The sequence below is a fragment of the Microscilla marina ATCC 23134 genome (assembly GCF_000169175.1).
Classification (GTDB): domain Bacteria; phylum Bacteroidota; class Bacteroidia; order Cytophagales; family Microscillaceae; genus Microscilla; species Microscilla marina.
Map to the genome: position 1 here is coordinate 21,998 of NZ_AAWS01000043.1, position 12,963 is coordinate 34,960.

The following is a 12,963-nucleotide window of genomic DNA, read 5'->3' on the forward strand; positions in this document are numbered from 1 at the left end:
TTTTTTCAACCAATACTAAAAAATCACCTCACACCCAGGCAACCAATGACTTATTTCCTGTACATGTTCAGGCGACATCGGGTTGTTTTGTACATCAAGCAGCTGGAGGTTTTTCAAATAGCTAATACTGGATGGCAAACGGCTTATTTGATTATTTGCCAACCATAACTTTACAATACTGCCCTGCGTATTGGTGATTGAAAAATTGACCTGATCAATGCAATTATTACTGAGGTTTAATTGATATAATTGGGGCAAATCAAACACTCCAGCGGGCACCTGCCTAAGTTGATTGTGAGTCATCCAAAGCTTTGCCAAAGCATTCATTTCCAATATTGCCAGCGGGAACTCGGCCAAGCGATTATGATTGAGCTCAAGTATGCCCACCTTTTTTAGGAGACCTATAGTATCAGGCAAATCTTTGAGCCGATTATGACTGACGTTTAAATGACCAAGGTGGCGCAAGTTGCCTATTTGGGCAGACACATTACTTAATTGGTTGTGCTGAAGGGCAAGAATTTGCAGGCGGGGCAATGAGCAAATAACCTCCGGAAAATCTTGTATTTTATTGCCGTTGATAAACAAATATTTTAGATGTTTACACTGTTGCAGTTCGGAGGGCAAGCTCTGTAATTGATTATCATACACCTGGAGTACTTCCAGCGATTTGATTTGCCCTATTTCTGGCAGGAGCCGGGCGAGTTCATTCTTTGCTACCAATAGATTTTGCAGTTGGGGCAAATACCCTATTTGGGTGGGTAAATCTGACAAAAAATTCTCGTTTAAATGGAGGTTTTTCAAACGCCTAAGTGCTACTACCTCAGCAGGTAGTTTTACCAAACCCGTATTTTGCAAGTCTAGCTTGGTCAGTTGTAACAACTCACAGATATTTTCAGGCGTTAAAGCGTTCAGTGTTTTACCCAGGGCTACCCGATAAAATAAACGGTATTTATCTAACTGTTCCTGAAACTCAGGATAGTTTTGTCCTATTTCCAGGGCCAACTCTATATTGCTCACATCTTCTGAGTAGAGCAATGTGATGAGCTGATCTTTTACTTCTAAATAAGCTTGTGATGCTATAGTCATTACTTCCAATAAATTTCTATTACTTCATGGCCTATGTCTATGGTAGTTCGTTGGGTAGTGCGTTTGTGACGCTTAATCACCACCTTCTGGTCTTTGCCTACCTTCATGCGTTGTTGGTGCTGTACCTGGTATTGGTCACGCTTATGAAAAACCACCACCTTTTTGGCTGTCAGCTTTTCCAATACCAGTTTATCCTTTGTTACTTCCATTGTTTTTACATTGTCGGGCTTCCATAGAGGCTCATTGATGAGCTTAAGTGCCACATTTGCTTGTGGAATGCCGTACCCAATATAATTATTACCATAAGGATACAAGTGCGCCGATTTTTCTATGATGGCTCTTAACTCGGTGTTTTTGAGGGAAGGTTTTTTTTGTAAAAGACAAGCTGCAAGCCCTGAAATGACCGGAGCCGAAAAAGAAGTACCATTAGAGGCAAAACAAGAAACGTTGGGCTTGAGGTAAGGCAAAAAATCAGGACCAATACTGCTGTAGCCTGCCTTTGCCCTAAAGTTTTTGTTGGTAGCACCCACCGACAACGCCTCTTTAGCATCACCAGGGGTAGACACCACCTTCCATTGAATGGCGCCTTCATTGCCCGCCGATACTACCATCAGCATCCCCTTTTGTTTGACCGCAATATCAGCAGCGCGGCTTATCTTGCTGGTTTTGCCATCCATTTCCTGAGGGGTATAATCTTCCTTACGGTTGGTAAACCCGTCGGAGTAGCCCAACGAAGTGTTAACAATACGTACCCCAAGGCTATCCATCCACTCTACAGCAGCTATCCAGTTATCTTCTTCGGTGCGGGTTTCGGTTACGCCATGGTCAGTACGGGCTATATAAAACTGGGCTCCGGTGGCAAGCCCAAACTGGCGTTGGGTAGTTTTGCCAGCAATGGCGCGCCATACCTGGGTGCCGTGGTAGTCGTCGTTGGTTTGTCGGTTAAACATTTTTTTGTTGGAAGGTTTCACAAAATCGCGTCCACCCAAAAAACGCTTGTCTTTGAAAATGTGCTTCAAAGCACTGAGCTTATCTGCCCCGTCAAAGCCTACGTCAATGATGCCTATTTTAATGCTTTTGCCGTTCAAGCCTGCTTCTACCAGAAACTGTGCTTTCATCTGCTTAAGTACAGTAGCAAATTGTTTTTTGGAGGGTTCATTGGTTCGTTGCTGCGCTGCTATTACACCTTGGGTGTACACAAGGCTTACTTCTTTGACAAAAGCTTGTTGCCGCAACCAGGTCCGTTGTGCGGCATTTGCCCTTACCGATACAGCATTGAGCCATTTAGATCGTTGGCATAGCCGAATCTTTTGTTTTTGTAATTGTTGAATGTATTGAGTAGCTACTGGTACATCGCTTATTTGCTGTAAAGGCAAGCCCAACAAACGACGGTTTTGCCAGGTTTGGACAGACACATAGCGGGCATTTGGAGCAAAGGCTCCTTTATCTCTAAACACTACCCAATACTTATGGGTTGCCTGTATGGGCTCATCAATGTAAGTGGTTTTTCGTAGCTTGGCTAAATTATTTTGCTGAGCGGCTAAAAAAGTATTAACAAGCAATATTAGTGGCAGTACTTTGATGAAAATTACAATATTTTTTTTCATTTTTGTTTGTAGTTTAAATACTCTACCCAGCTTTTAACTTCGTTGAGCTCAACACAGTAAAACTGTAGCTTCGGTTTTTATAAAAGTACCTTCCTCGTCTCGGTTGTGTGTCTTCACCAACCGATCGAAACCCTAAAATAAGCCGTTTTTTAAGCTTTTGGGTGAGGTGATTTAGCTGTGCTGAGCACCGATATTTATCGGCATCTAAGGACTCGTAAACTCGGTTGTGAAGATACAAATCAGGGCGAAAAATAGTAGGGTAGAGTATAGTTTAAATACACCTCAATAGCTATAAATTCAATACTCTAACAACGCTGAACACATTTTCGTTAGAGAATCATCTTAGTAAAACTACAAAAATAACTTAACCCATAGAACAGTATCTATGTGAGGGGGCTTCTTCAAAAGTTTTACCCTACAAGGGGCTACCATAGCTTTGACTAGGCAAGTTTCCTTCGGGACAGGTTTTTCGTTGTCCACCCAACAGATATTTTGCTCTTCTGGACTACTTTATTTTTTCCATTTTACTGAACTGATTTCACTGTGTGTGTAGGCAAAAATATAATTAATTCTCATGAGATATACACCAATCCAAAAAGAAATATACATTCAAAACAGACGAAACCTGGCAAAAAAAATAAAACCTAAATCGCTGGCTGTATTCAACTCCAACGATATTATGCCTACCAATGCAGATGGTACCATGGCTTTTCGTCAAAATAACGATATTTTTTACTTAACTGGCATTGACCAGGAAGAAACGGTGTTGTTGTTGTTTCCTGAGTGCCCACAGGAGCGATACCGTGAAGTATTGTTTGTGAGAGAAACCAACGAAGAAATTGCGATCTGGGAAGGGCACAAGCTTACCAAACAAGAAGCTACTGAGGTATCAGGTATTGAGACGGTATTTTGGTTGAGCGATTTCAAAAAAATATTCCATCTGTTGATGGGCAAATGCGAAGAGGTATACCTCAACAGCAATGAGCATACCCGTGCTGTAGTAGAGGTAGAAACCCGCGACGCTCGTTTTATCAAGTGGTGCAAAGACACCTTTCCGTTGCATTCATATAACCGCATTACTCCACAAATGCACGATTTACGGGCGGTAAAGTCTCCTGCCGAAATTGCCCAAATCCAAACTGCTTGTGACATTACCGAAGAAGGGTTCAGAAGGGTACTCAAGTTTTTAAAACCTGGGGTAATGGAATACGAGGTAGAGGCAGAGTATATACACGAGTTTGTACGTCGTGGTTCGCGTGGTTTTGCCTATACTCCTATAGTGGCCTCTGGGTTCAACAGTTGTGTGTTGCACTACATCGAGAACGACCAGCCTTGCAAAGAGGGTGATTTGTTGTTGATGGATGTAGGGGCAGAGTACGGCAACTACAATGCTGACATGACCCGTACCATTCCAGTAAGCGGACGTTTCACCCCAAGACAAAAAGAGGTGTACAATGCAGTGTTAAGAATAATGAAGGAAGCCAAAAAGATATTGAAAACAGGAATCCTCATTGATGATTATCACGTGCAGATAGGTGAAATTGTTACCAAAGAACTGATTGACCTGAAGTTGATCACAACAACCGAGGTGAAAAACCAAGACCCTGCCTGGCCAGCCTATAAAAAATACATGATGCACGGCACTTCGCATCATTTGGGCTTAGATGTACACGATGTGGGCAATTGGGACAATGAAGTAACCCCAGGTATGGTATTTACCATAGAACCAGGCATTTATATAAGAGAAGAAAATTTTGGTATTCGTCTCGAAAACGACGTAGTAGTTACCCCAGGTGGCAACGACGACCTGATGAAGAATATTCCGATTGAAGCCGAAGAAATAGAAGAATTGATGAATAGTAAGGTAGGAGTAATGTAGTTGTATTGACTACGTTTTTCAAAGTACTACCTAAAAGCTCATTGTGTTGATACACAGTGGGCTTTTTTTATGACATGTCATTACCTTACTGCTCTTTTATTCGCTTGTGCAAATCAGCCTGCAAAGCCTTGGCCTCCTGCATAATCAACTGAACCTTTTCAACTGGACTCTGTATGCGTTGGTGGTGCAAATTGTTTTGTTGATTTTGGTTCCAAACCAATAATTTACCCTGGGCAAAGTACACTTTTACTTCACGATAAGGGTATTTTTTTTCATCGTTTTGTTTTTCTTGAAAATAGACTAACTCACCCTCCTGATTAAACAAAAACTCTTTTTGATAATCAACATTTCCCCGTTCACTGCGCACCAGCGCCAGCCTTAAGTATACTTGTTCTTTTTGCCAGTTATAATACAGTTTTTGTGAGTAATGTCGGTAGCCTGAGTGGTGGAGGTTGTGGCGTTTAAGGTTAAAAGTAAAATGGCTGGTACCAAGTTTTTTACGGCTGATATTATTTCTTACCTCCTGGTATACCTTATTGATCTGCTTTACCTGAGTGTTTACCGTTGTTTGAGCTTGTAGCGTATAGCTTGCCCAAAAACTCAGGCTTGCCATGAGGAGGTGTTGTCTAAATATTTTTAACATTATGTTTCTTGTGGAAAGTTGTGTGGGTAAGGCGCTCAAAAATCAGGCGAGGCTTGACGTTTACATCAAATCATCGTCGCCTCGGCAACTATAACAAAATCCCGTAAGCGAATGAAGAAGGTAGCGGGGGAGCAATTCGCCACATCCGGGGCAGTAGTTAAATTGAGTGGCAGTTTGTGCCATAGGCAAAAGTTGTTGATAGAGCCAATCGTCAAAAACAAATGAAAGTGTTTGAGTACCAAAAATAAAACTTACCTGCAATCCTTCAAAAGAATTACTCATGATAAAATCCTTATTTGCTCCAGTGGGTTGGCTCATAGCTATGAAAATACAAAAAAATACCCTGTTGCTATCAAGAGTAACAGGGTATTTTTGAGTACATAAGTACCAAGGCAGCATTAAACATAACCTAATGAGTAGATGTAACTGCCATATTATGAGTAAGTTGCTCTTACTTGTAGCACCTAAGGACTTATAGCTAATTACTTACTGTATATGTCTTTTAAAATGAAAACCCAACCGTTACCACTGCACTAGTCATGCTGTTGGTGGTACTGGTAGTAGGGTGGGTGTTGTCGCTTAGGGTGTAAGGTACATATACCGAGTTGAAGCGACTGTTTACCAAGGCAATGTCTATAGTAGCCCCTGGTAGTCTAAAGCCCACCCCTCCGGTGAGGTGCAACACCTTGCGGTCTACATTGTCTATATTATTGTAAGGGTCGCCAAACAAAGCGGCTCCGGCACGTAGTCTAAACATAGAGTTTACCCGGTATTCGCCCCCCAACTTTACATTTAGGGTAGTTTTATAAATATTTTTGATGGTTTTATTATCTCCGTTAAAAGTAAAACTGCTTGCCCCTTGCAATCGGGTTTGGTTATAAGAGTTGAGTTCTACATCGCCCGAAATAAATCCACGTTTGCCCAGAAAAAAAGCAATGCCTGCACTTAATCTCAAAGGAGTTGTCAGTTGATAGTTAAATGTACCAGGTACAGTTTCAAAGCTTTCGGTATTTAGCACTACTCCATCATAGGCAAAGTTGTCAAAGTTGGCCGTAATGCCCGTTTTAAAGTTTTCGGTCAAGGCATAAAAAGTAGGTGTAGTAACCGATGCCCCAATTCTTATAAAATCAACCGGGCGGTAAATAAGCCCCAGCGAAAAGTTAATACCTGTTCCTTTTACCTCTAGTTCATCTGCAATGGTATAATCTAGCAAACTCGGAATCGCATTATTTTCATAAATGACTGTTTCTTTAAATTCTTTGCTTTGCTTAAAGTTCAAAGTACGAATACCCATGGCGAGTCCAAAGTAAAACTTATCGTCATAATTGCCCCCATAAGCAAAACTCCACTGGTACTGTGCCCCTCGTGTATTGATTACTTCTTGCTGTAGTACCCTGCCCAGCAAGTTGTTGTTTCCATCGCGTGCCAAGGTGTAGTATTCCCCCGGAGCATCCAGGTATTCATCTATCAAAAAGGTATTAAAGGCCAATTCAGGTAAATTAAAAATACTATCGGTAGGTACCAACAAACTATTGCGGTCAACACCAAAAGCCGATTCGGCCAGGTAGTCCCCCATAGTATTTTGGTTGTTAATGCCTTCATAGCTAAACCTGTTCTGAAAACTATTAATGCGATTAAACGAAATAGCAAAACTTCCCCCTCTCCATTTATCCGGTAAAATATCATCTTTGATCAGGGTGAGTACCAGACTAAAGCCATTGAGGTTACCATTCAGCTTTGAGTCTCCAAGCTCTTCTCCCAAAAAAGTAGTGTTGGTGTTGGCAACTCCAAAGGCAGGACTGATGCCAAATTTTGATTTGCGTGATAAACCTAGCCCGGCAGGATTACCGTTGCCTGCGGTATAACCATCTCCAATGGCATTTTCTACACCTCCCATTGCCTGGGTTCTTGCCGATCCAAACAACGAAGTGTGCCGTGAAAAACGCAAAGCATCGGTAAAATACCCTAGGGCATTAGGGTCTATTTGTTGCGCCTGAGCAATGGTGCTGGTCAGTATCACAGCTAGCAAACAGGCAGCTTTAGTGGCAATACAGGCACGATAAAATCTCTTTTTCATAAATCTGATTGGTTATTGGTCTATTGCTATCATTTTTCATTAATCGTTCATTATCAGGTAGTTTGTCTCTCTTTTATTGATGCTCTTTTGTAAATTTGACCATAAAAAATGTGCGAACAATACAGCGATTATCCTCACATTTTTTATCAAATGATTGTGTTATACTATAAACTACTGAATAATCTTCGTATTCAGGCAATCACTACATACAAAATATCAATTATCTTTTTCTTCTTTTAGAGCTTCCACTGCTACGCTTAGGCGAACTTTTTCGGCTTGGTCGCGATGTAGTACGAGTTCTTGTTCGAGTACTTGGCCTTGAAAAAGTAGAGCGACGATTTGTGTTAGAGCGTCGGTTAAACGAGGGTGTCGAGCGCTTTCGGTTAAAAGAAGAACCTCTGCGACTACGGTTGCTGTTGGGGGTGCTTCTTCTGGTTCTTGTACGGGTAGTACTGCGGCGCGTGTTAGTACCTGTAGTGTTAGTGTTTACTCTTTTGTTGTTGCCAGTCGTTCTTTTGTACCTTCTACCAGCAGTTTGTGACCTTTTATTCACATCACGTCCACCACTATTGTTTAGGTTACTTTGTTTTTGTCGCTTGGTAGTATTTGTATTGGTCAATATCACATTACCTCGTCTGCCTGCCCCGTTTCTGCGTGGTCCTCGGTTAATGATTTGTGGACGGGAAACAACCCTGGTAGTATTATAAATAGGGCGGTTGATGTAGTTAGGCGGACACCAGGGATTTGTGTTATAGTAACCCCAACCACCACCATAGTTCCAGGCATTGCGTCTATACCAAAAATCATTGCGAAAATAAGGATTGTACCAACCGTTGCGGTTATACCACCTGCGGTAACGCCAGCCACGTCCCCAGCCTACGCGTACCGAAAAAGGTACTACTGCAGATTGTACTGAGTAAGGGTCATAAAAAGGACTTGAGTGGTCTAAGTGTGGATCATAAAACACCCCATTATTGGCATTTCCCCAACTATCATAATTGGCTCTGGGTACTTGCACCCTGCTTGCCCGGTATTCGGTATAGTATTCGTTTTCTGTGTAGTTGTTGCTATTGTTGGTAATAGTAGAATTACCGTTGTGATTCTCTACATATTCGGGGTTTATATTGGTTTGAGGCTTAGTTTGGGTAGTTACCCCATAAGTAGGGTTCACGTCCATTCCAGTAGAGTTATTAACCACCTTGGGGGTAGTTTTCACTTCGGCTTTTTTGGCAAGTTTTGCCTTCTCACGGTCTTTGCGTGAAAAATAGACATCATCATCTTCATAGTTGGCGTGCTGAAGATTTGTAGTAGAAGTACAGCCCCAGCCCCCTGCTACTACAGCTACCACCAGAAAATATTTAATAATTGATTTTTGTATATTCATAGTATATGTTTTTTAGAGAGCGTATGATCTTATTAATATCAAGCAATAAATGTATCATAGATGACCTTGAAGGTCTTAAGATAGTACAAACTTACAGTTAACAACTAACATAAGTTATATATAGTTAACGAATTTATACTAAGAATGTGGCTTTTTATACAAAAACAGGCGGGTTTTGAGCACCTAAGCCTGGGTTTGGTCTATCAAAGCCGTCACACTAAAAACGCATTGGCAAGGCGATTAGTTCTGAAGCTTGGGCATCAAGGTTGAAAAACTCCAGTTCAACCGTTTGATTTCCATCAAAAAATAGCAAATTTGCAATTCTTTATAACAAAAAACAGCCTGGTCAGGCAATCATACTTGCACTCATACAAAAATGATTTTGTGGTGTAGGTTGACGGTCAGATACTAGTTGCTGTAAATCAATAAACTTAAATAAAATTATAAACAGTATGAGCAAGGGAATCACCAAACGCAGCGAAGATTACTCGGCTTGGTACAACGAGCTGGTGAAGAAAGCGGATTTGGCAGAAAACTCAGACGTGCGAGGGTGCATGGTAATAAAGCCCTACGGATTTGCCATCTGGGAAAAGATGCAAGCCGAAATTGATCGTATGTTCAAAGCCACCGGACATAGCAATGCTTACTTTCCCTTGTTTATACCCAAGTCTTACCTAAGCAAGGAAGCCGATCACGTAGAAGGATTTGCCAAAGAATGTGCTGTAGTAACCCACTACCGCTTGAAAAACGCCGAAGATGGTTCAGGGGTAGTAGTAGACCCTGACGCCAAACTTGAGGAGGAACTCATTGTGCGTCCTACTTCTGAAACTGTGATCTGGAGTTCTTATAAAAAATGGATTCAATCGTACCGCGACCTGCCTATCCTGTTGAACCAGTGGGCAAACGTAGTACGTTGGGAAATGCGTACCCGTATATTTTTGCGTACTTCAGAGTTTTTGTGGCAAGAAGGGCACACCGCTCATGCGACCAAAGAAGAAGCTGAAGCTGAAACTATACAGATGATGAATGTGTATGCTGAGTTTGCCGAAAATTTTATGGCTGTACCCGTTATAAAGGGGATCAAGTCGGAAAGCGAGCGTTTTGCCGGAGCTGATGAAACTTATTGCATAGAAGCGCTCATGCAAGATGGCAAGGCACTACAGGCAGGTACTTCTCACTTTTTGGGACAAAACTTTGCCAAAGCGTTCGATGTGAAGTTTTTGAATAAAGAAAACAAAGAAGAACTTGTGTGGGGAACTTCATGGGGAGTAAGCACTCGCTTGATGGGAGCCCTGATTATGGCTCACTCTGACGACCACGGTTTGGTGCTGCCTCCTAAATTGGCGCCTATCCAGGTAGTGATTGTGCCTATTTACAAAGGTGATGAGCAATTCGCGGCAGTGTCTGCCAAAGCCAACGAAATAAAAAAAGCCCTGGAAGCAGTAGGGGTAAGCGTAAAGTACGACAACCGTGATACTTACAAGCCTGGGTTTAAATTTGCTGATTGGGAAATGAAAGGGGTACCTGTACGTTTGGCGTTGGGAGCCCGCGACCTGGAAAATGGTACTGTAGAAATGGCACGCCGCGATGTGGTAGACCCCAATAACCGCAATGCAGGCAAGAAGGTGGTAAACTTTGATGAGGTAGTGGCAGAGGTGCAGGCTACTTTGGAAGATATGCAACAAGGCATTTATAAAAAGGCGTTGGACTTCCGTACCGAAAAAACAACCAAAGTAGATACCTACGAAGAATTTAAACAGGTATTAGACGAAAAAGGTGGTTTTGTATTGGCGCACTGGGATGGTACAGCTGATACTGAAGATAAGATTAAGAATGAAACAAAAGCTACCATTCGTTGTATTCCTTTAGACGATGAAGCAGAAACCGGACAATGCATTTACTCTGGGCAACCTTCTGCTCGTAGGGTACTGTTTGCCAGGGCTTACTAATTAGTCGCTGTGATGGTGGTATAATAGGAAGCCTGTTACTTTTGAGTAGCAGGCTTTTTTTGGATTTATTATTCTAAAAAAATCAGAAAGTTAGGTGCAGGTGGTGAGATTATTTGGAATGATTTGAACTTTTTGTCCTTGGGATTAGTTTTATTATTGTAATTAATAAAGTTACATTAAAAATAGCCCATATCAACAGCCAAGGCTATTATTTCTATAACGCAACTTCTTAAAAACAATGGATACTAACATATTGAAAGCAAGCGTAATTACGCAACAACACCTCGAACAATCCCAAACTTATGCTGAGTACCGCACAATGATTGACCAACTGTTAAGCGAAGGCAAAACTACAGGTGACAACCACAGCGATGATATGCTACATTACACCAAAATGAATGTGCAGCGTATGAAACGTCTGGATAAGACTGCCAAACTCAACGAAGAGATGTTGGCAACCATTGCTAAAATTAACCGCCCGCAAACCTGGGTAGTGATTACCGAGGCTTGGTGTGGTGATGCAGCTCAAATTGTACCAGTATTGGCAAAAATAGCGGAGGTTACACCCAATATAGACTTGAAGTTGATATTGAGAGATGAGCACCTTGATGTGATGGATGCTTACTTGACCGATGGAGCCCGTTCTATTCCTAAGTTGATTGCTTTAGATACTGAAACATTGAAAGAGCGAGGGGTGTGGGGGCCTCGCCCAACGCCAGCCCATGAGATGGTAATGGAGCGCAAGAAAAATGACAATGGTGAGAGTTATTTGGAGTTTTCTACCCGTTTGCATGGCTGGTATGCCAAAGACAAAACCCAAACTACCCAAAAAGAACTGAACGAAGCGATGCGAAGTTGGATTTAGGAAGATAAAAATGAATTTTAGATATGAAGTAGAGATTATTTTTATACTTCTGGATAATAATAAAAAATCCCTTTGGAATACATTCTAAAGGGATTTTTTATTATTTGCTCTTTTACTGAAAATTGATGATCAAACCTACATTGAGTACCAACATATCAGTTCTTGACTTGCGTGGACCTATGCCACCTCCATTGATTACTGCACCATACTCGTCGCTACCTACGCCGTTGTTGGCAGTAATGGCCACATCAAAATCGCGAATGTCTTGCCTGGTATAATACTTGGCGGGGCTCCCCCATAAGTAACGCAAGCCAATATTTGCCCCAAAAAACTTGCTAAACATCATTTGTGCACCTATGCCCAAACCGTGACTAAAGGCAATGCTGCGTTGCAATGACTCTCCTCCAACACTGCTGTTTCGGGTCAGTTCTTGCTCGCTTACTGCACTATTGCCTGTGTTGATTTCTTTGATAAAAGTTCGGGTATAAAAATACTTCAAACCTACCAGTCCTTCTACATAAGGTTGTACTCCTTGGGTAGGTACTTTGGCTCTTATTACAAAATGCCCACTGAATAACCTGTTCCTGTTGGCGAGCTTAAAATCTATTGGAACACTGGTGCCGTTTACATCTGTATTGGCAACTTTGCTTACCTCACGTGCTCCCATTCCTTGAAAGTTGAGGTCGACTCCCCAAAATACTGGGGAACTTTCTGAGTGGGGAAAAAACATATTGATGTTAATGCCAAAGGCAGTGCCAGGGTTTTGTGCTTTAAATTCATTCAGAGGAAAGCCAGTGGTAGCATTGATACCTGTGTGTATTTGGGCATTTGCAGTGAGCGCTAATGCAAATAAAAAAACTAATGTGACTAGTTGTTTTCTCATGATCATAAAATACGTTCCAGTTAAAAATGAATAATTTGTGGTTGTGTGTCATTGTCTGGAAAGTGGCATCTTGGTATTATTCTATTTTATACACGTAAAACCATCAAAAACTCCAGAAAATTTATTTCACCCTATCAAACGCGTAAAGGTTAAATATTTTATATTAAAAAAGCAAATGGTGGTCACACATTCAACAATCCTGTTTTTACCATCAATGGTCTCTTTACTGCACAAACCCTACATTTCACCGTTTTTGTGCCTTCTTTTAATTAAATTAGCAAGAAATATAAAGAGGTGAGAAACGTTTTTTTACTATGCTATGAATTTGTAATAAACTTTTAGGTGAGTTTTACTCAATAATACTTTGCAATTGTTTCAGTCAAAATGACTTGTTGACTATCAGTTGTTTATAAACACCAATAGTCCATAGCTGATTCGAGTAAATGTTCACCTTGTTAAATGCTGTAAACCAGCATTTTATATTAAGGTTGTATACTCCTTTATTTTTAAAAGTGTGTCGGTTTTATGCCTAAACACCCAATTAAATAGTTTTTAAATTCATAAATAACTGATAACCAGCAAACAACTTT

Annotated in this window: 10 protein-coding genes; 3 read left to right on the top strand and 7 right to left on the bottom strand. The window is 41.2% G+C overall.

All coding sequences use genetic code 11. The annotated features are described in order from the left end of the window. Positions 1-15 precede the first annotated feature (15 nt). Positions 16-1,086 carry a leucine-rich repeat domain-containing protein gene (locus M23134_RS28115; protein ID WP_002702104.1) on the bottom strand — a complete coding sequence of 357 codons (1,071 nt, stop codon included), beginning with the start codon at positions 1,084-1,086 and terminating at the stop codon, positions 16-18. Further along, positions 1,086-2,693: a S8 family peptidase gene (locus M23134_RS28120; RefSeq protein ID WP_002702106.1), complete on the bottom strand. Its 1,608-nt coding sequence runs from the start codon at positions 2,691-2,693 to the stop codon at positions 1,086-1,088. Before M23134_RS28120 ends, M23134_RS28115 begins: the two co-directional genes overlap by 1 nt. Before the next feature lie 574 nt (positions 2,694-3,267). Here M23134_RS28120 and M23134_RS28125 point away from each other — a divergent pair. Then, positions 3,268-4,572: an aminopeptidase P family protein gene (locus tag M23134_RS28125; RefSeq protein WP_002702108.1), complete on the top strand. Its 1,305-nt coding sequence runs from the start codon at positions 3,268-3,270 to the stop codon at positions 4,570-4,572. A gap of 85 nt (positions 4,573-4,657) precedes the next feature. Here M23134_RS28125 and M23134_RS28130 read toward each other — a convergent pair whose 3' ends face one another. The 4 genes from M23134_RS28130 to M23134_RS28145 form a co-directional block, all read right to left on the bottom strand. Next, positions 4,658-5,215 (bottom strand): hypothetical protein, encoded by a 558-nt coding sequence (locus tag M23134_RS28130; RefSeq protein ID WP_157558688.1) that lies wholly within the window; start codon positions 5,213-5,215, stop codon positions 4,658-4,660. Between the two features lie 60 nt (positions 5,216-5,275). Beyond that, positions 5,276-5,497: a hypothetical protein gene (locus M23134_RS28135; protein ID WP_157558689.1), complete on the bottom strand. Its 222-nt coding sequence runs from the start codon at positions 5,495-5,497 to the stop codon at positions 5,276-5,278. Positions 5,498-5,717: 220 nt separating this feature from the next. After that, a complete protein-coding gene (locus tag M23134_RS28140; RefSeq protein WP_002702115.1) occupies positions 5,718-7,292 on the bottom strand; it encodes an OmpP1/FadL family transporter in 1,575 nt (524 codons plus the stop codon). A 220-nt stretch (positions 7,293-7,512) separates the two neighbouring features. Then, the gene (locus tag M23134_RS28145; protein ID WP_002702119.1) at positions 7,513-8,676 is read right to left on the bottom strand and encodes a hypothetical protein; all 1,164 of its coding nucleotides are present in this window, start codon (positions 8,674-8,676) and stop codon (positions 7,513-7,515) included. Between the two features lie 452 nt (positions 8,677-9,128). Here M23134_RS28145 and proS point away from each other — a divergent pair, with 452 nt between their 5' ends. Together proS and M23134_RS28155 are read left to right on the top strand one after the other, a co-directional pair. Then, complete coding sequence (proS, locus tag M23134_RS28150) at positions 9,129-10,625, top strand: proline--tRNA ligase (RefSeq protein WP_002702123.1); 1,497 nt, start codon at positions 9,129-9,131, stop codon at positions 10,623-10,625. 238 nt (positions 10,626-10,863) lie between these two features. Then, the gene (locus tag M23134_RS28155; RefSeq protein WP_002702125.1) at positions 10,864-11,490 is read left to right on the top strand and encodes a thioredoxin family protein; all 627 of its coding nucleotides are present in this window, start codon (positions 10,864-10,866) and stop codon (positions 11,488-11,490) included. 112 nt (positions 11,491-11,602) lie between these two features. Here M23134_RS28155 and M23134_RS28160 read toward each other — a convergent pair whose 3' ends face one another. Continuing rightward, positions 11,603-12,373 carry a hypothetical protein gene (locus M23134_RS28160; protein WP_002702127.1) on the bottom strand — a complete coding sequence of 257 codons (771 nt, stop codon included), beginning with the start codon at positions 12,371-12,373 and terminating at the stop codon, positions 11,603-11,605. Positions 12,374-12,963 lie beyond the last annotated feature (590 nt).